This is a genomic window from Enterobacter cloacae complex sp. S1 (assembly GCF_014930525.1).
In the GTDB taxonomy this organism is placed as follows: Bacteria; Pseudomonadota; Gammaproteobacteria; order Enterobacterales; family Enterobacteriaceae; genus Enterobacter; species Enterobacter hormaechei_C.
Genome location: NZ_JADBRE010000018.1, coordinates 44,818 through 65,481 on the forward strand (window position 1 = coordinate 44,818; position 20,664 = coordinate 65,481).

Here is a 20,664-nt window from a genome sequence, read left to right on the forward strand (position 1 = left end):
TGAGAGGATGCTACAGCGCACCTATGACTCAATTCGCTTCTCCGGTTCTGCATACGTTGCTGGATACCGACGCGTACAAGCTGCATATGCAGCAAGCCGTGTTTCACCACTATCATGATGTCCATGTTGCGGCGGAATTTCGCTGCCGGGGTGACGACTTGCTGGGTATCTACGCAGATTCCATTCGTGAACAGGTCGAGGCCATGCAGCATCTGGCGCTCACCGATGACGAATATCAGTGGCTTTCAGGCCTGCCTTTCTTTAAAGCGGATTATCTGAACTGGCTGCGTGAGTTCCGCTATAACCCGGAACAGGTCACCGTCACCAATGATAACGGCAAGCTGGACATTCGTCTGACCGGCCCGTGGCGCGAGGTGATCATGTGGGAAGTGCCGCTTCTGGCCGTGATCAGCGAGCTGGCCCACCGCTATCGCTCCCCTGAAACCGGTGTGACGCAGGCGGTTGCCGCTCTGGAGAATAAACTCGTTGAGTTTTCCACACTGACCGAAGGGCTGGATATGTCCCGCTTCCGTCTGATGGACTTTGGCACGCGCCGCCGCTTCTCTCGCGAGGTTCAGGAAGCCATTGTCAGACGTCTGCAACAGGAGCCGTGGTTCGTTGGCACCAGTAACTACGATCTGGCACGTCGCCTTGATTTAACGCCGATGGGCACCCAGGCGCACGAATGGTTCCAGGCGCACCAGCAGATCAGCCCTGACCTTGCCAACAGCCAGCGCGCCGCCCTCGCCGCGTGGTTAGAGGAATACCCGAATCGGCTGGGTATTGCCCTTACCGACTGCATTACCATGGACGCGTTCCTGCGCGACTTTGGCCCTGAGTTTGCCGAACGCTACCAGGGTTTGCGCCATGATTCCGGGGACCCGGTTGAATGGGGTGAGAAAGCCATCGCCCATTACGAAAAACTGGGCATCGACCCCATGAGTAAGGTGCTGGTCTTCTCCGATAACCTTGACCTGGCGAAAGCCGTCGACCTTTATCGCCATTTCTCATCGCGGGTGAACCTGAGTTTCGGGATTGGTACGCGGTTAACCTGTGATATTCCTCAGGTGAAACCGCTGAACATCGTCATAAAACTGGTGGAATGTAACGGTAAGCCGGTCGCGAAGCTCTCCGACAGTCCGGGCAAAACCATCTGCCATGACAAAGCGTTTGTCCGCGCATTACGTAAAGCCTTCGATTTGCCTCAGGTTAAAAAAGCCAGTTAACGGCTTCGGGGGAGCCTTCATGGCTCCCCTTCTCTTATTAATTTCTTATTTCTTCTCTTAAGACGGTGAAATTTACTTGTCTGATAGCGGATGGCAGGTAACATAGATATCCCCCCTATAAGGGCGGACAAGTGTTTATTTTTTCCGACTATTAACAGAGAGAATATTATGAGCGTTGTGCCTGTAGCCGACGTACTCCAGGGCCGTGTCGCCGTTGACCAGGAGGTCACCGTGCGCGGATGGGTGCGTACTCGCCGAGATTCTAAAGCTGGCATCTCCTTCCTCGCCGTCTATGACGGTTCCTGCTTTGATCCTGTACAGGCCGTCATTAATAATTCTCTGCCCAATTACAATGATGACGTTCTGCACCTGACAACCGGCTGTTCCGTGATCGTCACCGGTGTTGTGGTGGCCTCTCCGGGCCAGGGTCAGAGCTACGAAATTCAGGCGACCTCGGTGGAAGTGACCGGCTGGGTTGAAGATCCTGACACCTACCCGATGGCTGCAAAGCGTCACAGCATCGAATATCTGCGTGAAGTCGCGCACCTGCGTCCGCGCACCAACCTGATTGGTGCGGTTGCCCGCGTGCGTCATACGCTGGCGCAGGCGCTGCATCGTTTCTTTGACGAGCAGGGTTACTTCTGGGTTTCTACTCCGCTGATCACGGCTTCCGATACCGAAGGCGCAGGTGAAATGTTCCGCGTTTCAACGCTGGATATGGAAAACCTGCCGCGTACGCCGGAAGGTAAAGTCGATTACGACAAAGACTTCTTTGGTAAAGAAGCCTTCCTGACGGTTTCCGGCCAGCTCAACGGTGAAACCTACGCCTGTGCGCTGTCTAAGATCTACACCTTCGGCCCAACCTTCCGTGCGGAAAACTCCAACACCAGCCGTCACCTGGCGGAATTCTGGATGCTGGAGCCGGAAGTGGCCTTTGCCGATCTAAATGACGCGGCAGCCCTGGCAGAAGCGATGCTGAAATACGTGTTTAAAGCCGTTCTCGAAGAGCGTGCAGACGACATGAAATTCTTCGCTGAGCGTGTCGATAACGACGCCATCGCCCGTCTTGAGCGCTTCGTCTCAGCAGACTTCGCGCAGGTGGATTACACCGACGCGGTCGCAATCCTGGAAAAATGCGGTGAGAAATTCGAAAACCCGGTTTACTGGGGCGTGGATCTCTCCTCCGAGCACGAACGTTATCTGGCAGAGAAGCACTTTAAAGCACCGGTTGTGGTGAAAAACTATCCGAAAGACATTAAGGCGTTCTATATGCGCCTTAACGAAGACGGTAAAACCGTTGCCGCGATGGATGTCCTCGCGCCGGGCATCGGTGAGATCATCGGTGGCTCCCAGCGTGAAGAGCGCCTGGATGTGCTGGACGCGCGTATGCAGGAGATGGGCCTTAACCCGGCGGACTACAGCTGGTATCGCGATCTCCGTCGCTACGGCACCGTTCCACACTCCGGCTTTGGCCTGGGCTTCGAACGTCTGATTGCTTACGTAACAGGTGTTCAGAACGTACGTGATGTGATTCCGTTCCCACGCACACCGCGTAACGCAAGTTTCTAACCGACCAAATCATTAATGGCCAGCAAATGCTGGCCATTATTTTATCCTGCAATGTCAGTTTTCGTCAGTCAGAAGTAAGCGTCTTTAAACCACAACCCCGCTATTACCTCTACCTGTTACGTTTTGTTTCCACGAAATATCCTGAGACAAAAAAATAACCCCATTCTTATTGCGCTTAAAACAATCCTTACGCATTAGCATAAAAAACAATCAATTTCACAGCCATCTGGATGGCTTTTGTCAATCATAAGAAAAAATGAGCCGTTTAACTTCTGTTTATACGAAAGGCCTTTAGCTAAATTAAACATAAGGAAATCATATATATAAGAATAAAGCGGATGTTTAATTCGCCAGGCGGCACTGAAATTTGAGGTGCTTCACAAAGTTCCCAAAAATACATATTTAGTTACACATATTTTCTTTTGGTAACTGAATCTTGAAGATTGTAGCACTTTCAGTGTAGCGAAACGGTTCTATGAATGGAAAGATGCCTGTCAGACACATAAAGACACCTAACTCTCATCAATAGTTCCGGAAATATTTATTGACAGAATTTATTGGCGGCAGTGGCGAGTGTCATAAAAAAACCAATGAGGGTAATAAATAATGATGAAGCGCAATATCCTGGCAGTGGTAGTCCCTGCCCTGCTGGTAGCCGGTGCAGCAAACGCTGCTGAAATCTATAACAAAGACGGCAACAAATTAGATCTTTACGGGAAAGCAGTTGGCCTGCATTACTTCTCTGATTACGCGGGCAACGATGGCGACAACACTTACGCGCGTCTGGGCTTCAAAGGTGAAACTCAGATCAACGATCAGCTGACTGGCTACGGTCAGTGGGAATACAACTTCCAGGGTAACAACTCTGAAGGTGGCGATGCACAGAACGGCAACAAAACCCGTCTGGCATTCGCAGGTCTGAAATTTGGTGACGCAGGCTCCTTCGACTACGGTCGTAACTACGGTCTGGTCTATGACGCAATCGGCATCACCGATATGCTGCCTGAGTTCGGCGGCGACACCGGCGCGAGCGATAACTTCTTCGCAGGCCGTACGGGTGGTCTGGCGACTTACCGTAACAGCAACTTCTTCGGCCTGGTTGACGGTCTGAACTTTGGTGTTCAGTACCTGGGCAAAAATGAACGTGATGACGCAGTACGTTCCAACGGTGACGGCTGGGCAACCTCTCTGAGCTATGATTTCGACGGTTTCGGCATTGTGGGTGCTTATGGTGCAGCTGACCGTACCAACAACCAGCAGACGCTGGATTGGGGTAAAGGCGACAAAGCTGAGCAGTGGGCAACCGGCCTGAAATATGACGCGAACAACATCTACCTGGCAGCTATTTATGGCGAGATGCGTAACGCAGCGCGTCTGGGCAGCCGTGGTTTCGCTAACAAGTCTCAGGACTTCTCTGTCGTCGCTCAGTACCAGTTCGACTTCGGTCTGCGTCCATCCATCGCTTACTACAAATCTAAAGCGAAAGACGTAGAAGGTATCGGTGACGAAGACTACATCAACTACATCGACGTTGGTGCGACATACTACTTCAACAAAAACATGTCTACCTATGTTGACTATCAGATCAACCAGCTGAAAGACGACAACAAGCTGGGCATCAACAACGACGATATCGTGGCTCTGGGTCTGGTTTACCAGTTCTAATCAGCACACCTCGTTGTTATATGTTTAATGAACAGGGCTTCGGCCCTGTTTTTTTATTCCTGAGAGAAAATAATAGCGACTTTTGAAAAGCCGCACGCTTTTCGTCGCAAACGGTTGGCATTTTGTAAATCTACCGTTAACCTGATAGCGGATTTCACTTCTGTAATCACAATGGAACTTCGTCATGTTTGAGAACATTACTGCCGCTCCTGCCGACCCAATTCTGGGCCTGGCCGATCTGTTTCGTGCCGACGACCGCCCTGGCAAAATCAACCTGGGTATTGGTGTATATAAAGATGAAACCGGCAAAACTCCGGTACTGACCAGCGTCAAAAAAGCTGAGCAGTATCTGCTGGAAAACGAAACCACCAAAAACTACCTCGGTATTGATGGTATCCCTGAATTTGGTCGCTGCACCCAGGAGCTGCTGTTCGGCAAAGGCAGCACCATTGTGAGCGAAAAACGCGCCCGCACGGCGCAGACCCCAGGCGGTACCGGCGCACTGCGCGTGGCGGCAGATTTCCTGGCGAAAAACACCTCTGTGAAGCGTGTGTGGGTAAGCAATCCAAGCTGGCCGAACCACAAGAGCGTTTTTAATTCTGCGGGTCTGGAAGTGCGTGAATACGCCTACTACGACGCGGCAAACCACGCGCTGGATTTCGACGGTCTACTGGCCAGCCTGAGCGAAGCCCAGGCGGGCGATGTGGTGCTGTTCCACGGCTGCTGCCATAACCCAACCGGTATCGATCCTACGCTTGAGCAGTGGGAACAGCTGGCTAAGCTGTCCGTTGAAAAAGGCTGGCTGCCGCTGTTCGACTTCGCTTACCAGGGCTTTGCCCGTGGTCTGGAAGAAGATGCAGAAGGTCTGCGCGCATTCGCCGCCGTGCATCAGGAGCTGATTGTCGCAAGCTCCTATTCCAAGAACTTTGGTCTGTATAACGAGCGTGTCGGCGCCTGTACGCTGGTGGCTGCTGACGAAGCAACCGTCGATCGCGCATTCAGCCAGATGAAGTCCGTGATCCGCGCTAACTACTCTAACCCACCGGCACACGGTGCGTCTGTGGTCGCGACGATCCTGAGCAACGATGCGCTGCGCGCAATCTGGGAACAAGAGCTGAACGATATGCGTCAGCGCATTCAGCGCATGCGTCTGCTGTTTGTGAACACGCTGGCTGAGAAAGGCGCTGACCGTGACTTCAGCTTCATCATCAAGCAGAACGGCATGTTCTCCTTCAGCGGCCTGACCAAAGAGCAGGTGCTGCGCCTGCGTGAAGAGTTTGGCGTGTATGCCGTTGCCTCTGGCCGCGTGAACGTTGCAGGTATGACGCCTGACAACATGGCGCCGCTGTGCGAAGCCATTGTCGCGGTGCTGTAATCTGCACCCATAAAAAAAGCCTGCATCGCGCAGGCTTTTTTATTTTACCGGGTTTACCAGACAGGCATTTCATCCTGAAGGAACGGGTTATGCAACCGCTCATCGCCCAGCGTCGACATCGGTCCGTGTCCAGGGATAAACGTCACATCATCACCTAACGGCAATAACTTCTGCTTAATCGACTGAATCAGCTGACCGTGATCGCCGCGTGGGAAATCACTGCGTCCTACGCCCCCTTTGAAAATCACGTCACCGGAAATCAGCAGGCGCGACACGTCATCAAAGAAGACAATATGGCCGGGCGTATGCCCGGGGCAATGCAACACCTGTAAAGTTACATTCCCTACGTTAACGCGATCGTCTTCGTTCAGCCAGCGGTCCGGTGTCAGTGGCTGACAGTCATCCAGACCAAACATGCGGCTTTGGGCAGGTAGCCCCTGAAGCCAGAACTCATCTTCTTTTTCCGGGCCGATAATCGGCACACCGTAGTGTTCAGCCAGTTCTGCCGCTGCACCCACATGGTCGAGATGGCCATGGGTGAGTAAAATCTGCATCAGCGTTACACCGCTGGCAGCGACTTCCTGCTTGATTGTCTCAGCGTCGCCACCGGGATCAACAAGCGCGGCCAGTTTAGTTTGTTCACACCAGATCAATGAACAGTTCTGTGAGAACGCGGTAACCGGAATAATACGATAGTTCATACTGCTCCTGTGTTTCGTTATTACCAGTGCCGAACCGGCCCGGTATCAATATGCAAAAAGTTGCTACGTGGGTAGTATCCTACACCACCTGCGCGCATAGATAACGCCGCTTTGCGAATATTGGCTAACGAAACGCCTTCAATATGGAAATCCATCGCCTGCCCTTTAGTGTGATAGCTTTTTTTCGCTACCCCACGGCTGTGGGCGCGCAGTTCATTGTTGGTATCCAGAGAGCGATAGCCAGAAATGAGTTGCACCGGCCTTTTGGTCCCCAGCAGTCCCTGCAAGCGGTAAAGCTGATCGAATAATCCAGGGTCGATGGCTTTGATTTTATTCGCGCGGAAATCACGGAAAAAATGGTTGAGTCTTGCTAATTCATCCTGAATATAGCCTCTGCCATCGAAAAATTCCGCTTTAAGCGTCTCACCAGTATGCAGATTGTTGAGCGTTAAAATACGCGGACGAGGTGTCGAGAGGGTGGCAAATGCTGGCGTCGGAAGGATGGCTGCTGCGCCCAGCGCAACGCCACCTAACGCCAGCAATTTGCGGCGATTAGCGTCAAATTTGTCCATGATAATCAGGTCTACAGGTAAAAGAAATTGTCAATATGCTTAGCGCACGAAGGGCACCATAACTGGCAAAGCCTGCTACGTCAAGGCGCCCAACCCCAGTGAATACGCGGCTTGCAGCCAGATCGCCTCATATTCACCATAACTTACGACAATCATTTTTACCGAACTACTTCATTTACCTGATTAATTGTTCCGCTTTTGGCAAAATTTGTGCGCCGGATCGCGCTGTCAGATCATAATTGTAAATATCTGTACGATACTGGGTGCGTCCGTCCGCGCCTACAAACGCCGTCAGATAGTAAAGATTGACCGGAATATTGTGGCGGATATTGACGTAACGCGTATCCCCCTGCTTCAGGGCATCTGATATCCGCGTATCGTTCCAGCCTGCATCCTGCAACAGCATATTCGCCAGCTCGGAGGCCTTGTTCACGCGGACACAGCCCGAGCTGAGCGCGCGTGCATCTTTCTGGAACAGATTATGGTTTGGGGTATCATGCAGGTAGATAGCGTCCGAACTTGGCATATTGAATTTGTAACGTCCCAGCGAGTTATGTGCGCCAGGTGCCTGCTGGAAACGAAACGGCAGGTTCGAAGGCGTAATCGTTGACCAGTCGACCATCCAGGGATCAATCGCTTCTTTGCTGTTCCAGCCACGCATCACCGTATAGTTATGTCGCTCCAGATAACCTGGGTCATTCCATACCTTAGGCAGGATATCTTTGCGCGCCAGCGTCGGCGGCACGTTCCACGGCGGGTTAACCACCACGTTATTCAGCGCGCTGCTCATCATTGGCGTTTTACGGTCAGGTCGGCCGACAATCACGCGGGACGCCAGCACTTCGCTACCGTCCTGATAGTAGACCAGGGAGTACGCCGGAATGTTGACCATAATGCCGGTGGATAACGTGCCCGGCAGCAAGCGCAAGCGCTGGATATTCAACGCCAGCACTCCTGCCCGCTGGGCCGGAGAGACGTTCAGCCAGTCGCGAGTAGATGGACCAATCACGCCGTCAGCGCCAAGCCCCTGCGCGGCCTGGAACTGCTTCACTGCGGCGACCAGCTCGCGATCGTAAGCGGCGGGCTTATTGCTCAACGCAACGGCCGTTTTCTCTTTTACCGGCGCCGACGGGCTGACGACCGCATTTTGCGTCTCGTCACCGGGCAGAGCAATTTTAGGGCCGCTGTCAAGAATGCCGGAGCGTTTCATAATTTCGCGGATCGCAGGCACATCGCTGCTCCACTGCCCCGGACGCAGCGTTGTGGTGCCACGCAGCTGAGGCCACGGGCGGGAATCCGCAACCAGCTCAAGAAGCGACTGATGCATCGTGGCATATTGCGGATGGGCAGGCGCAAGGCTTGCGATAAAGCGCGGCAGTTCGCCGTTATCCAGCGACAGCTGCCACTGATTAATGACGGACAGCGCAGGCGTCGCCAGCTTGTACGGTTTACTGCTGTATAACCAGCGGTTGCCGTTCACCGAAATCCCCGCCACAAACTGTAAGTAGCCCATCATGGCATCAGACAACACCACGTCACGCGCCTGTCCGGTAACGGCAGGGTCGGTCAGGAGCTCAACCCAGGTCGTGAACTGCGGCTGAAAGCCTGCAATCGCCACTTCAGCCAGCTGCTGCTGGAAGGCTCGTACCGCCTCGCGATTTTCCCACATCGGTTTCATATCGCGCGCAGCGTAAAGCAGCGTGAGCTGGTTAATATAAGCGGGAGTATAGCCCGAGGGCAGGCCGGTCATAAGCTGCTGGCGTAATGATTCAGTATCGATGCCTTCCGGCAGCGGTTTAATGCCGGCCATGATGGCCGTCGCCGGAGACTGATCCAGCGGTTGTGACAGCGACGTCGGCTGCACGCCCATCGTCGCGGAGCTGTCAGTCGGTACAATTTCAGGCTCATCGGCCTGAGCGGTAAACAGTGGAGCAAACATCACTGTCAGGCACAAACTCAGCGCAGACAGCTGACGACCACGATTTTTCTTAAGCAACATCCCTTGCCCCCTGTTTTTCACGACATGCCCATTATTCTGGAGCTTTCCTTCAGTATAGAAAGGCATACTCGCTGCTGCCTTACCTTATGTAAAGAAGTTTAAAGATAACGCAGCCCTGAACACAAGTTAAGTGAATAAAAAAAGCGGCGCATGAGCGCCGCTATTTGTCGCACCCCGGGTTAAGAGGCGTCAGCCGTGCCCGGTAATGACTCCGGTGGCTGCGGGGCGAAACCACGCAGGCCCACGACGTGTACGTGTTCACTGTTCTGGAACACCTTACGCACCAGCTTATAGGTTGTCCCTTTTTCCGGACTGATGTTTTCCGGCGCCGCGATGATGAGCTGCATATCGAGTCGCTCGCAAAGCTCAAACAGCGTGGCGATGGAGCGGGCGTCGAGACGCGCGGCTTCATCGAGGAACAGCAGACGGCATGGCGAGATGTCTTTGCCGCGCAGACGACGCGCTTCATCTTCCCAGCTCTGCACCACCATCACCAGAATCGACATACCGGTACCGATGGCTTCACCGGTAGAGAGCGCACCGGATTCCGCGCGCAGCCAGCCGTCTGAGCCACGGTTAACCTCAACTTCCATTTCCAGATAGTTGCGGTAGTCCAGCAGCTCCTCGCCGATGGTTTGCGGCGTACGCTGGCCCATGTCAATCTGCGGATTCAGACGCTGATATAGCTTCGCCAGCGCTTCGGAGAAGGTCAGGCGGTTACTGTTGAACAGATCCTGATGCTGTTCGTGCTGTTCAGACAACACGTCCAGCAGCGTGGAGTGCGCCTCACGCACGTTCACGTTCAGCCGCACGCTGTTGACCTGGCCAAACGACACGCTTTGCAGGCCCTGGTTCAGCTGACGGATACGGTTCTGCTCGCGCTGAATGGTTTTACGAATAATATTCGCCACGCTGCGGGAGCTGATTGCCAGCTTCTGCTCGCGGGAGGTCAGCTCCTCCGTCAAACGGCCCAGCTCGATCTCCATCTGTTCGATCGCTTCCACCGGATCGTCGGTACGGATGATGTCCTGACGAATACGCTCGCGTAAGTGCTGATAAACCGCCACGAAGAACTGAATTTTGCGCTCAGGACGCTTCGGATCTTCGGACATACGCAGCACGTCGCGCAGGTGTTCATTGTCCGCCACCGCCAGACGCAGCGCGCCCAGCGCCTTATCCGACATAGAGCGCAGTTCATCGGCTGACAGGTACGCCAGCTCGCGACGATGCAGACGACGCTCCACGTTGTTGTCTTTCACCATGCGCATCACCGCGCACCAGCCCGCCTTCGCGGTCACAACCTGTTCACGCATCTCAAAATAGTCACGCTCCAGCTTGCGCAGGCGTCGCGTCAGGTTGTCCATCTCTGCTTCACAGAAGGTCAGCGCTTTTTCCAGCTGATTACGACGCGCACGGTTGTTGCTGAGCTGAGCATGCAGCTCATCGCGGCGAATACGCGCCCGCTCTTCTGCACCGCTGTCGGCGCGTACGCCGATGTCCTGCAACTCTTTATGCAGATCGTTTAACAGCTCTTTCTTGGTGTCGAAGGAGCTTTTCAGCGAGGCCATGACCTGGCTGTACTGGCTCAGCTGTGCGGCGTGGGTACGCATCGCTTCACGGGCGCGCGTACGCTCTGCTTCGGCCTGCTCAAGACGCTGGCGCAGCTTTTCATTAAGATCGCTGTTCCCGCTCAGCATTTCTGCTGAATCGGAGTAGCCGAAGTGTGCGCGACGTTGCACCACTTCCGTCAGGGCAAACGCCTGCTGACGCGCTTCGCGCTGCACCTGCTGTGACCAGGCATAATCCTCTTTTAACTGCTCAAACTGTTCCGGGTCGCTCTGGAGAACGGAAACCATCGGCTCCAGTTTTGCCAGCTGATTGCCGTGCTGCTGCACAAAGCGCGCCGCTTCCTGCGCTTCGTCCAGACGTTCCTGAATTTCGTCTACGCGGTCGGCGAGCGTATCGTCCGCCAGCAGGTTCAGGCGCGGCAGGATGCGGTTAAGGGCCGCAACGCCCTCTTTCGCCTGCTCGAACTGCACGCGGCTTTGCTGGTTGTCATTTTCATGGCTGGCAAGCGCACGCTCCAGCTCACCACGGCGGGTGTTGAGCTTGCGGATTTCAGCTTCCGGATCGGGCTCAAAGGCAACGCCGAGGTGGCTGCCGATAAAGCGGCTGAACGCCTGATGCAGACGCTGCGTTTTTTGAACATCAAACGACAGGGTTGCAAAACGTTCAGAAAGCGTTTCGCGCTCAGCGTGCAGGCTTTCAATACGGTTTTCACGCGCGGCGCGGCCAAACAGCGGCAGTTCCGGGAAGCGCGAATAGCGCCACTGGCGATCGGCGATTTTCACCACCACCGCTTTTTCCAGCTCGTCGACGCTGAATACGCTGTCATCAAACGACTGCGGATCCCCTTCGATGAGGTAGAGATCTTCCGGGCAGTCTTCCAGCCCTGCAAGCTGGTCCGAAATCAGCGACAGATCAGGCACCACAATCGCGTTACGGGATGGACCGTACAGCGCGGAGAAGTACGGCGCATCGTCCAGGCCGACATCGTCGTAAATTTCAGACAGCAGCACGCCGCCGAAACGCTCGGCTAAGGCATTCAGGCGCGGATCTTCTGAGCCGCCAGGCTGGCTTAAACGCTCAATCTCTTCATCGACGTCACGCTTGCGCGCACCCACTTCGTCACGCTCAACAATCGCTTCACGCTCGCGCTCCAGCAGCTGTTGCATGTATTCGGTGACGTCCTGGCTGGAGGAAAACTCCTGGCCACACTGTTCGCTGAGCTGGTTCAGGCTGCTTTGTGCAGCCAGCCAGATCGGCGCACGCTGTAAGAGCGTCTTCGAACGGGACTGAAGCTGTTCCAGCTCCTGACGCAGCGTCATGCGCTGTTCGCTGGCGTTCGATACGGTATCCGACAGGGCCGCAATACGCGCTTCCAGCTCCTGGTGCAGGGCCTCAAGCTCGTCGAAATCGTAATTTTTACCCTGACGCTTGCAGAATTCCGCCAGCAGACGCTCGGCTTCCTGCTGTTCACGCAGACGCTGTTCCAGCTCGTTCAGGCGCATGCGCAGCGGCTGCACCTGTTCGGCCAGATGGCGTTGATTGACGCCGTCGCGCAGCAGCTCACGGGCAACGTCCCACGCTTCGTTACGCGCCAGCGGACCGTTGATCGCCACCACCAGCTGGTACGCCTGCTCAAACTGGCTATGCGCCGTTTGCGCCACGCTCATTTTCTGATCGAGAGAAAGCAGTTTCTCAGTGGCTTCCTGCTCTTTGGCCTGGAAGGTATCCAGCCATTCGTCAGCGCTTTCCGGGGTCAGGTCCGGCAGATGGCACAGCTCTTTGGCACGCTGCAACGCCTGCAACGCCTGGTTGTACTGAATCGCACGCGTCTGCTGCACATCCAGCGCCTGCTGGTAATCAGCAAGCTGGCTTTTCAGCTCATCCACTTCCAGCTCGGCGGCTTCCGCGCGGGCTTCGTTCTCTTCCTGCAATTCGGCAGCTTCGGCCACCACTTCATTTTGCTCTTCAAGACGAATTTGCAGCTCATCCAGATCGGCTTCATAGCGCTCGATTTTTTCCTGCTGACGCAGCGCGGTCTGCACCAGGTTCAGGTGATCGCTGGCCGCCTGGTAATCGGCTTCCAGATCCCCTTCCGCACCGTTGTGCTCGCCCAGTTCGCGCGCCATTTCGACATGCTTATACTGCTCAGCCACCAGCTGTTTGCGGGAGGTAAACAGCTCGCGGCGATACTCCAGCGCCTGGTCGAGATGAATACGGCGCTCGTTGGCGTGGCGCATATAGTCCGCCGCCACGTAGTTGGTGGCTTCGCTGATCAGGTGCTTAAACAGGTCGCGGTCAGACTGTGTGACGCGAATCGCTTCCAGCGTCATGCGGTTTTCACGCAGCGCGGCTTCCATATCCTGGAAGGCCTTACGCACGCCGCTGTTTTCCGGCAGCAGGTAGTCGCGCAGGGAGCGAGTAATGGCGCTGGAGATACCGCCGTACAGGGAGGCTTCAATCAGACGGTAGTATTTACTACGATCTGACGCGCTGCGCAGACGACGGGCTACCACACCGAGATCGAACATCAGAGAGTGGTAGTCGGTAATGGAGTTAAACTGCTTAAACTGCACGCCTTCGATAGCTTCCAGCTTGTCCTTCAGCTCCTGAAGCGTGAGGACGCGCGCCTGACGTTCATTCAGGGTTTCCGTCAGCAGCGCGGTCGGCTGTACGGAGGTTGGTAGTCCCTGGATCGCAAACGGTTTGATATCTACTTTACGGTCGCGACCGGCAACCTGTTGCAGGCGCACGCCTACAACCACGCGCTGATGGCGGGAGTTGATCACATCCAGCACTGAATAACAGACGCCCGCTTTCAGCTTACCGTGCAGACCTTTATCGCGGGAGCCGCTCGTGGCGCCCGCTTCGGTGGTGTTACGGAAGTGCAGCAGGGTCAGGTCAGGGATCAGCGCCGTCACGAAGGCCGCCATGGTGGTGGATTTACCCGCCCCGTTACCGCCGGAGAGCGTTGTCACCAGCTCATCCAGATCGAAGGTTCGGGCAAAGAAGCCGTTCCAGTTGATCAGCGTTAGTGAGCGAAATTTACCGCGTTCAATCATTACTCTTCCTCCCCGCTATCCGGCTGATTCTCTTCGTGCTCGTCATTGAGCTGCAAATGGTTTTCCACCGGCATCGCTTCACCGTCACGGATCATGCGCAGCTGCGCTTCACGCGCATCGTCACCCGCACGCACATCGGCGCCAAAACGGAAGACCGATTCGGTAATACGGAACTTGCTGCTGTCGTGACCCATGAACCAGACCATTCCCAGACGGCGCAGACGGTTCAGGGAAGAGCGAACTTTTTCCTGTAATTTCTGACGGTCCAGATCGGACCCCGTTGAGCGGTTATTGACCAGCTTGAGCAGCTTGCTTTCATCCGCCAGCGACAGCAGCTCATCGTAAAGCTCCTGCTGGGTGAAGATCCCTTCATTCGCCAGACGTTCCGGGCTGAGATAGAGGTAGCAGAGAATTTTGCCGACCATCATATCCAGTTCGGAAAGCACCGAGCGCGGAATAAGCGTGGTAGAGCGCGGACGCAGGTAGAAAAACCCTTCCGGCGCGCGGATCAGCTCAACGTTATAGCGAGCGTAAAACTCTTCCAGGTACTCCTGAAAGTCCATCAAAAAGGCGTGATTATCCAGCTCGTCAAGGCCAATGTGACGACCGGCACGCAGCTGGCTATCCAGCGCCGGAAACAACGGATTCGCCAGCGCCTGTGCCAGCTTAACTGGCATCACGTGTTCAATATTTGTCAATGACATGCGCCTGTACCTTGGCTCCGTAATCGTTAATCGGCTGCCACTTCGGCGGCAGTCCGGTGAAATCGGCTTGTGCGATGCCCAGGCGCACCGCCTGGTCTACAACAATGCGGGCAACATCGAAGTGGCGCGCGCGCGGATACTGCGCCAGATAGTCGCGTACCACGAGGCCAAGATCCAGCGGTGCTTGTCTGGTTTTGTAGACAGCGAGCTGTTCTTCGATCATCGCCGCAAGCTGCTCGCGAATTTCGTTAAATTCTTCGTATTCCAGATCCGGTGGCAGTTCACCGGTGACCTCTTCATCACGCAGCGCCATCTCTTCGTCGCGCATATCCAGCAGACGATCGGCGTTGGCGTAGGTCAGCGCCCACGGCGCATCGAAGTAGGTCTGTACCGACTGGCGCAGACGTTGAGCAAAGACGCGATTCTTATCCATATCGATGGCGGTACGGATAAATTTATGCACGTGGCGGTCGTAACCGATCCACAGGTCGATCGACTGCTGGCCCCAGCTGATAATGCGGTCAAGCTTGCTCTGCAAATCAAACACCAGACGGTCGATAAAATGCAGATCGTCGTGCGCCATCGTCGCGTCCTGAATGCGTAGCAGATTAGCCTGTAGCTTATCTCCCGCCGCCTCCAGCGTATCCTGCAACTCACGCAGCGTACCCGACGTTTCTGACAGCAAGAGTTCACAGCTGGAGATGGCCGCACGCCAGTCTTTATTAAGCAGTTGAGCGATATCGTCTTTCACCTGCTGCTGCTGTTCGTCCATCAGACGTTGAGTCAGATCGATACTGTCGAAAATCTCGGCAACCGAATATTTCAGCGGCGCGTAAACGTTGCGATGCCAGTGGAATTCATCACCGTTTTCATCAGCCGCGTCGGCGGCACGCTTCAGCTCGCCTGCAACAATAGAGAGCTGCATGGAGAGACGCAGCGTGGAAAATTCGCGCTGGCGGATGTAATAGTCGGTAATGCCAATGCCCAGTGGCGTAAGACGATAGATGGCGTTTCCTTCCGCCTGCTCGCTGGTAAAGCGGTTCAGCAGACGTTGACGCACCATATCATTGATTGCGTTGTTGGCACGCACGCTAATGGTTTCGCTGGTTTGCTCAAACGCATCACTGACGTGGCGGAACGCATCCACCAGTTCGCCTTCACTCATTTCGCCATCCAGGCGTTCGCCATTTAGCGTCGCAACCGCCAGCAGGAATGAGAGTCTGTCTACCGGCAGCGAGATGGAGAAATCGTTTTTCCTGGCCCAGGCAACCAGTTCGGGGACTGTCTGGGAAAATTCACTCATAGATTATCCTTGCATCTGCGGCTTGCGCGCGGTGACGTGTATATAGCGGCCAAGGCTCAGATAAGGCTCCTGGCGGCAGTACCGCGTCTCTATTTCTGTTAAGGCGTCTAAACAGTCATCCTGTTTTTGTTTATCACGCAGATAATCATGAAACACCCTCACGCCGGTTTTGCCGGTAATTTCCCAACCGATCTCCTCCAGCCAGCCATAGACCTGCTGCGGTTCACGGGGGAAATCCGGTGAAAGCGTGCGTCGTTTCTTTTTATACATGCCCTGCTGTACATAGCCAAAATTGCCGACCAGCACGTTTCGCATTAGCAGGCCGTTGGCATTGTAAAACATCAGCGATAACGCACCGCCCGGGCGCAACATCGACCACAGCGTTTTTAACATCGCTTGTGGTTCGGCGATCCATTCGAGCACAGCATGAAACAATATCAGATCAACCTGCGTTTCCAAATGCTGCGGAATGTCCTGAGCGGCGCAATGTATAAAATGCATGTTGTCGCTCACACCTTTCTCTTCTGCCGCTCGCCCTGCGCGCGCAACCATCTCGGCAGAAAGATCGCAAAGCGTGACGTGATGTCCCCGCTGCGCCATCAGAATTGCAGTCTGACCTTCCCCACCGCCAGCATCCAGCACGCGCAACGGTCGGTCACCGAATTCAGCCAGCAGCTTGTCCAGATCCTGCCAGAGGATCGTCTGACGAAGCTGACCTTTGGTGGTGCCATAAATGTTGCGCGAAAACTTTTCCGCGATGTCATCAAAATTGCGATCCCGCATTGGGAGGGTTCCACTCACTGCAAAACCGCTATTTTGTCACACCCGCGCGGAGAATGAACCACTCTGGTGTAATATCACCGACAATCGCCTGCTGTATGGTTAAAAAAGGAACCAAAAAGGATGCTTTTTACCCTAAAAAAATATATCGGAGGCATGATGCTTCCCCTTCCCCTGCTGTTGCTTCTCATCGCGCTGGGGCTGGCATTAATATGGTTTAGCCGCTTTCAGAAAAGCGGTAAATCCCTCGTTACCGTGGGCTGGCTGGCGCTGCTGTTACTCAGCCTGCAACCGGTCGCTGACGGTTTATTACGTCCGATTGAAAACACCTACCCGACATGGCAGGGAAATCAGAAGGTGGGCTATATCGTGGTGCTGGGCGGCGGATATACCTGGGATCCGAACTGGGCGCCCAGCTCGAACCTGATCAACAACAGCCTGCCTCGCCTGAACGAGGGGATCCGCCTGTGGCTGGCCAATCCGGGATCGAAGATGATCTTCACGGGCGCTGCGGCAAAAACCAACCCGGTCAGTACCGCTGAAGCAGGAGCAAGAGTGGCTGAATCGCTTGGCGTACCACGTTCCGCCATCATCACGCTGGATAGCCCAAAAGATACCGAAGAAGAGGCGGCGGCGGTGAAACAGGCCATCGGTGATGTACCGTTCCTGCTGGTGACCTCTGCTTCACACCTGCCGCGCGCAATGATTTTCTTTAAGAAGCAGGGCCTGCATCCGCTTCCTGCTCCGGCAAACCAGATGGCTATTGACGCCCCGCTCAATCCGTGGGAACGGATAATCCCGTCCCCGGTATGGCTGATGCACAGCGATCGCGTCGGCTACGAGACGCTTGGCCGCCTCTGGCAGTGGCTCAAAGGTTCGTCAGGCAAGCCAGGGCAGGAGTGATTTTGCGGCCAGATCGAAACTGGCGCGATTAAAGCGCCCGGTGTTGACCAGCTGCGCCACCTCATCCCAGAGAAGATAGAGCCAGCGTCGCCAGAGAAAGGCCTCCGCAACGGGGGCGCGCTGAAGATAGTGCCAGAGCAAATCTTCCGCCGCCCCGCCCTCGCTCAGCCTGAACAGTTCGTACTCGCGCGGCGCCCAGAGCATGATCCCCGGCCCGACCATCGCCAGCAACTGGTCGCTGCGCGAGTCTTTAAGCATACTGCGCAGCGTGAAATTGCCGTGAACCAGCACGCAGTTGTCGTTAAAGCCCTCAAACAGCGTCGGCAGACACTCCCGGGTGCGGAATAAAATACGTTTGTCCTGCATCGTTAAACCGGTGTTGTTGAACTGGTTCAGCGTGCCCCACAGCACTTCAACACGCTGGCGATACCACAGCGGCCACAGGTTTTCCTGCGTGCTGTCCACCGCGCCAACAAGACCCCGGCTGTCCTGCCGATGCCAGGCAAGCAGAGCCTCGACAATCTGATCTTTCAGCTGTTCCCAGCGCTCCGGTGTACGCGTCGGGGCTTCAACAGAAACCCCGCGTAAACGTTCGATAAGCAGAACATCCGGGCCGGGATGCTCCTCATGGGTCATCACGCCGTAGACCGTCGGCATGCGGACAGTCCCTTCCCGCGCCAGCATCGACATTTTCCAGGCCAGCTGTCTGGCGACGCCCGGCGAGGTAAAACTTCTGGCCATCAGCGGCATGGGGTTTCCCTGACTGTCGTACAACGACCAGAGTGCGGTATCGGCCTTTTCATTCACGCATTCCACCCGGCTTAGCTTTTCGCCAAGGAGATGGCTGAGTTCAGCACGCAGCTGTTCCATATGAGATTACCCCCATTAAAACTACTGCTTTTATAATGAGCGCGCGAAACCCGGATGTCACCCGGTAGAGATCAATAATGAAAAAGAAAAGGAAAATAGCCAGGCGGGAGAGCATCCCCCCAGACGAGGGGATGCCAGCGAATTAACGCATTTCGACGCGTACGCGCTCGAGATCTTCAGGGGTATCCACGCCGGTGCCTGGGATTTCCTGGGCAACCGCAACGTGAATTTTCTCGCCGTACCACAGCACGCGAAGCTGTTCGAGCATTTCAATATGCTCCAGCGGGCTTGGTGCCCAGGCGACGTAGCGACGAATAAAGCCGGCGCGGTAGCCGTAAATACCGATGTGGCGCAGGAAGGTTTCGCCGATTGTCTCTTTCGATTGCGCGAAACGATCGCGATCCCACGGAATGGTGGCGCGGGAGAAATAGAGCGCGTAGCCCTCTGCGTCCATGACCACTTTCACCGCATTCGGATTGAACGCCTCTTCAGCGTGGTGAATCGGCACCGCGAGGGTCGCCATCCCGACCTGACGCTGAGCCAGGTTGTCGGCCACCTGACGGATAATCGCCGCCGGGATCATCGGCTCATCGCCCTGCACGTTCACAATCACCGTCTCGTCGCTGAAACCGCATTTTTCGACGACTTCCGCAAGGCGCTCGGTGCCTGACTGATGATCGGCACGGGTCATGCACACTTCCCCACCCGCGGCCTCAACCGCGCGCGCAACATCCGGGTGATCGGTGGCGACGATGACGCGTCCGGCGCCCGATTCGCGTGCCCGTTCAAGGACATGCACAATCATCGGTTTGCCATTGATATCCACCAGCGGTTTACCTGGCAGGCGCGTTGAAGCATAACGCGCAGGGATAATGACAACAAAACTCATGGTTTGATCTCTTCTGCCACCAGGGAACGGGCTTCATTTTCCAGCAGGACCGGAATACCGTCACGCAGCGGGAACGCCAGGCTGTCCAGTTTGCAAATCAGCTCTTGTTTATCCTGGCTGTAATACAGTTTGCCGTTGCACACCGGGCAGGCAATAATTTCAAGTAAACGGTGATCCATAGTTCCTCCGTATGGGTAATCGCTAAAGCTTATCACATTCCCTTTTCAGGGAGTGCCAGTTTCCCAGCCACCTCGACAGGTCGTAAACAGCCCCGCAGGCACGCGACCGAGTACAATTTCATGCGCCCCCTGCCAGCGGGCAAATTCACTGAGCGCAGTCGTTAACCCTTTTTCCAGGCCAGCCGTCACCTTTATGCCCTCTTCAAGCCAGAGCGCGATAATTTCAAGCATGCCGGTTTTACGGTGCATTTTAGCGTCCATGCGCCCGACTAGCTGGCCTTTGTGCAGCAGCGGCAAAACAAAATAACCATACTGCCGCCTGGGCGCCGGAGTGTAGCATTCCAGACGGTAGCTGAAATTAAACAACTGCCCGGCCCGCTTTCTGTCCCAGACAACGGGGTCGAACGGCGACAGCACGGCACTGTGGGTCGCCTGGAGTTTGCCCTCCTGCGCCTGCGCCAGCAGAGGGAACAAATCCGCATGCAACCACATTTCACCTAACGACTCTACCGAGACCGGCATGACGCGCTGTTCGCGCTGCCACGATTCCAGCAGTGGTTTTAGCTGCGGCTGACGCAGACGATAATAATCCGCCAGCCACTGTGGGCGGAAGATGCCAAGGCTGCGGGCGCTGTTCCCGAGCATGATGGCTTCGGCTGCGTCCTGAGACAGCAGGTCACGCGTATCGTCCCAGTGAGGCATAACACGGTGCGTGAGGTCATAGACGCGCTGAAAGTTGCGGCGCTCGACCACCATCACTTTGCCCGACGTAAACAGCCCTTCAAGATGGCGTTTGTGCGGTTTCCACTCCCACCATCCGCTTGCGCCTTTTCGCGGGTGTTCAAAATCCGCAGAGCGTACCGGCCCGTTTTCCTGAATATGGGCAATCAGTTGCTCTATTTCATCCGCGTGTTCCACCATCCACTCCTGACGGTATTTCCAGCCCATTTTGTCCGGGGCGAGCATGCGGTGACGCATCAGGGCAAAATCGCTTCGCGGGAGAAAACAGGCTTCATGCGCCCAGTATTCCATCAGTTCGCCCTGACTTAGCGCATTATCCAGCCACTGCGGAGGATAGTTTCCCAGGCGGCTAAACAGGACCAGATACGGGCTACGCGCCACGATGTTAATGGTGTCGATTTGCAGCAACGACATGCGTTGCACGGTAGAGAGGATATCAGCTGGCTGCGCGCGGCGACGGGGCTTTTTCAGAAGCCCCTGGGCGGCAAGATGCAAGTTTCGTGCGGCTGCAAGTGAGAGTTGCGGTAGAGACATGCGTTTTCCTGTCAGTCAAAGCGCCA

16 protein-coding genes are annotated in these 20,664 nt (G+C 55.3%); 5 read left to right on the plus strand and 11 right to left on the minus strand.

Annotated features, from left to right (window positions below):
• The first annotated feature begins 23 nt into the window (after window positions 1-23).
• The 4 genes from pncB to IM290_RS13425 all read left to right on the plus strand — a co-directional run bounded on the left by pncB (window position 24) and on the right by IM290_RS13425 (window position 5,835).
• Window positions 24-1,226: a nicotinate phosphoribosyltransferase gene (gene pncB, locus IM290_RS13410; protein ID WP_193042441.1), complete on the plus strand. Its 1,203-nt coding sequence runs from the start codon at window positions 24-26 to the stop codon at window positions 1,224-1,226.
• 168 nt (window positions 1,227-1,394) lie between these two features.
• Window positions 1,395-2,795 (plus strand): asparagine--tRNA ligase, encoded by a 1,401-nt coding sequence (gene asnS / locus IM290_RS13415; protein ID WP_015570955.1) that lies wholly within the window; start codon window positions 1,395-1,397, stop codon window positions 2,793-2,795.
• Window positions 2,796-3,401: 606 nt separating this feature from the next.
• Window positions 3,402-4,460 carry a porin OmpF gene (ompF, locus tag IM290_RS13420; RefSeq protein ID WP_015570956.1) on the plus strand — a complete coding sequence of 353 codons (1,059 nt, stop codon included), beginning with the start codon at window positions 3,402-3,404 and terminating at the stop codon, window positions 4,458-4,460.
• A 184-nt stretch (window positions 4,461-4,644) separates the two neighbouring features.
• Entirely contained in the window at window positions 4,645-5,835 is a 1,191-nt protein-coding gene (locus IM290_RS13425) for an amino acid aminotransferase (RefSeq protein ID WP_017384820.1), read from the plus strand.
• Between the two features lie 53 nt (window positions 5,836-5,888).
• Here IM290_RS13425 and IM290_RS13430 read toward each other — a convergent pair whose 3' ends face one another.
• The 7 genes from IM290_RS13430 to cmoM form a co-directional block, all read right to left on the minus strand.
• Window positions 5,889-6,536 (minus strand): MBL fold metallo-hydrolase, encoded by a 648-nt coding sequence (locus tag IM290_RS13430; RefSeq protein WP_045338753.1) that lies wholly within the window; start codon window positions 6,534-6,536, stop codon window positions 5,889-5,891.
• 20 nt (window positions 6,537-6,556) lie between these two features.
• Window positions 6,557-7,108 (minus strand): YcbK family protein, encoded by a 552-nt coding sequence (locus tag IM290_RS13435; RefSeq protein ID WP_193041619.1) that lies wholly within the window; start codon window positions 7,106-7,108, stop codon window positions 6,557-6,559.
• 175 nt (window positions 7,109-7,283) lie between these two features.
• On the minus strand, window positions 7,284-9,107 hold the full coding sequence (ldtD, locus tag IM290_RS13440) for a L,D-transpeptidase (RefSeq protein WP_193041620.1): 1,824 nt from the start codon (window positions 9,105-9,107) through the stop codon (window positions 7,284-7,286).
• 179 nt (window positions 9,108-9,286) lie between these two features.
• Window positions 9,287-13,735: a chromosome partition protein MukB gene (gene mukB, locus IM290_RS13445; RefSeq protein WP_193041621.1), complete on the minus strand. Its 4,449-nt coding sequence runs from the start codon at window positions 13,733-13,735 to the stop codon at window positions 9,287-9,289.
• Entirely contained in the window at window positions 13,735-14,439 is a 705-nt protein-coding gene (mukE, locus tag IM290_RS13450) for a chromosome partition protein MukE (protein WP_017384823.1), read from the minus strand. Before mukE ends, mukB begins: the two co-directional genes overlap by 1 nt.
• Window positions 14,420-15,742 carry a chromosome partition protein MukF gene (gene mukF / locus IM290_RS13455; protein ID WP_015570962.1) on the minus strand — a complete coding sequence of 441 codons (1,323 nt, stop codon included), beginning with the start codon at window positions 15,740-15,742 and terminating at the stop codon, window positions 14,420-14,422. Before mukF ends, mukE begins: the two co-directional genes overlap by 20 nt.
• Window positions 15,743-15,745: 3 nt before the next feature.
• Window positions 15,746-16,525: a tRNA uridine 5-oxyacetic acid(34) methyltransferase CmoM gene (cmoM, locus tag IM290_RS13460; protein WP_003858212.1), complete on the minus strand. Its 780-nt coding sequence runs from the start codon at window positions 16,523-16,525 to the stop codon at window positions 15,746-15,748.
• A 120-nt stretch (window positions 16,526-16,645) separates the two neighbouring features.
• Here cmoM and elyC point away from each other — a divergent pair, with 120 nt between their 5' ends.
• A complete protein-coding gene (gene elyC, locus IM290_RS13465) occupies window positions 16,646-17,425 on the plus strand; it encodes an envelope biogenesis factor ElyC (RefSeq protein ID WP_126498956.1) in 780 nt (259 codons plus the stop codon).
• Here the strand turns inward: elyC and IM290_RS13470 are convergent.
• From IM290_RS13470 to IM290_RS13485, 4 genes are all read right to left on the minus strand, one after another.
• A complete protein-coding gene (locus tag IM290_RS13470) occupies window positions 17,402-18,295 on the minus strand; it encodes a YcbJ family phosphotransferase (RefSeq protein WP_003858216.1) in 894 nt (297 codons plus the stop codon). The two genes, elyC and IM290_RS13470, sit on opposite strands and share 24 nt — an antisense overlap.
• A 142-nt stretch (window positions 18,296-18,437) precedes the next feature.
• Window positions 18,438-19,184 (minus strand): 3-deoxy-manno-octulosonate cytidylyltransferase, encoded by a 747-nt coding sequence (gene kdsB, locus IM290_RS13475; protein WP_015570964.1) that lies wholly within the window; start codon window positions 19,182-19,184, stop codon window positions 18,438-18,440.
• Window positions 19,181-19,363 carry a protein YcaR gene (gene ycaR, locus IM290_RS13480; protein WP_003858220.1) on the minus strand — a complete coding sequence of 61 codons (183 nt, stop codon included), beginning with the start codon at window positions 19,361-19,363 and terminating at the stop codon, window positions 19,181-19,183. Before ycaR ends, kdsB begins: the two co-directional genes overlap by 4 nt.
• Window positions 19,364-19,408: 45 nt before the next feature.
• On the minus strand, window positions 19,409-20,638 hold the full coding sequence (locus IM290_RS13485) for a winged helix-turn-helix domain-containing protein (protein ID WP_047062302.1): 1,230 nt from the start codon (window positions 20,636-20,638) through the stop codon (window positions 19,409-19,411).
• Window positions 20,639-20,664: the final 26 nt, after the last annotated feature.